This is a genomic window from Halomonas faecis (genome assembly GCF_010993975.1).
GTDB lineage: Bacteria > Pseudomonadota > Gammaproteobacteria > Pseudomonadales > Halomonadaceae > Halomonas > Halomonas faecis.
In genome coordinates, this window is the sequence record NZ_JAACZO010000033.1 from 1 (window position 1) to 1,335 (window position 1,335).

Annotated in this window: 1 protein-coding gene and 1 pseudogene; one reads left to right on the forward strand and one right to left on the reverse strand. The window is 56.1% G+C overall.

All coding sequences use genetic code 11. From position 1 onward, the window contains the following. Window positions 1-125 precede the first annotated feature (125 nt). A pseudogene (locus GFD32_RS13160) lies at window positions 126-413 on the reverse strand (sugar ABC transporter substrate-binding protein); the annotation flags it as partial. Window positions 414-998: 585 nt separating this feature from the next. On the opposite strand from GFD32_RS13160, the gene GFD32_RS13165 reads away from it, so the two are divergent. After that, complete coding sequence (locus GFD32_RS13165; protein WP_163577079.1) at window positions 999-1,238, forward strand: hypothetical protein; 240 nt, start codon at window positions 999-1,001, stop codon at window positions 1,236-1,238. Window positions 1,239-1,335 lie beyond the last annotated feature (97 nt).

Genomic DNA, 1,335 nt, shown 5'->3' on the forward strand with positions numbered 1-1,335 from the left:
CCATGGCAACGGCGGTGTCCGTAGGCTGACGTTTTGGCGAATATCAGCTTACTCGGATTTACCGCCGTTTCTCTATCCTGACCTCGCTCAGCGCCCTGCTCATTTCACGCCAGTCTGCGAAGAACCTGAATTTCGGGGCCCTTGATCTGTGCCGCCGAAGGCGGATTGCCGGACATGGCGCGGGACTTGAGTACGGTCATGGCGGTCTCGCCACCACCACCGGCGACGGCGAAGTCTTCCCAGCCGTAACCTTCGGCTTCCATCAACTCCTTGAGCACGTTGGCGGCGCGAGCCTCGCCGCCGGAGGTCCACCAGTGCAGCACTTCCACTTCAGCGGCCTGAACGGAGGAAAACGTGACAGCGGCCGTCAGCGACGTGGCCAGGGCCAGGGCAGTCTTGTCGAACGAAACCATCGGCATGCTCCTGCTGTTGTTATTGAACCCGGTAGATACCGGAGTATCGCTTAGGTTAGCCAAATGGCACCGCCCTGCGTGTTACCGACTCCTACGAAGCGTTGCAGCTTTATTACAAGGCTGAAACGTTTTCCGCACCGAGCCTCAGTCAAGAACCGCATTGCCGGATGCCTTCAGCCTTTTCACCGCGCTGGACAGGCTCAATGCCCATGAGCCTGAAAGGCCAGCATGGGAAATGACAGCCCCGGCATGCACCTGGAAGCGTACATCCCTTGTAATACCAGGCTTACGAAAAACCAGTCGATCAGGAAGTATGCTTTAGCCCCTGGATTCATAGAATAACCGCAGCACTTTGGACACCATCGGCTCACTGAGTTCTCTGGTCGGCCAAGCCGTTTCGGGAAGCGCCGCCCATGCGGTGCCAGCAGTAGATATCACTTTCAAACACCTGGACGCGAGCAGCGCACCAGATACCAAACACACCATCATCAGCCAGAACGGATCGCTGATCTACGCTTCGCCACCCATACCCAATGGCGAAAGCGCAAATCCACCACTGGGCTGTACTAACGCAAGGAGAACGCCATGAAAGTCCAACGAAGTTTATGTTATCTCGTGCTGCTGCTCACGCTCGGACTGGTCTCTGCCGTAGTGAGCGCTTCGTCACGAGGCGGGACATCGAAGATCATTATCAGAAACTTCTCTCCTTATTCTCTTCAAAAAGTTTCTGGGCCGTGGAACGCACCCAGCACTATTGCAGCAGAGGGTACCGAGACCATTGAGCTACAGCATAACTTTGGTTCTTCGCAGACTGGCGTGAAATGAGCAGGGCGCTGAGCGAGGTCAGGATAGAGAAACGGCGGTAAATCCGAGTAAGCTGATATTCGCCAAAACGTCAGCCTACGGACACCGCCGTTGCCAT

Excerpts from the sequence above, each read along its gene's own strand:
- GFD32_RS13165 (WP_163577079.1), top strand. The coding sequence starts at position 999 with ATGAAAGTCCAACGAAGTTTATGTTATCTCGTGCTGCTGCTCACGCTC.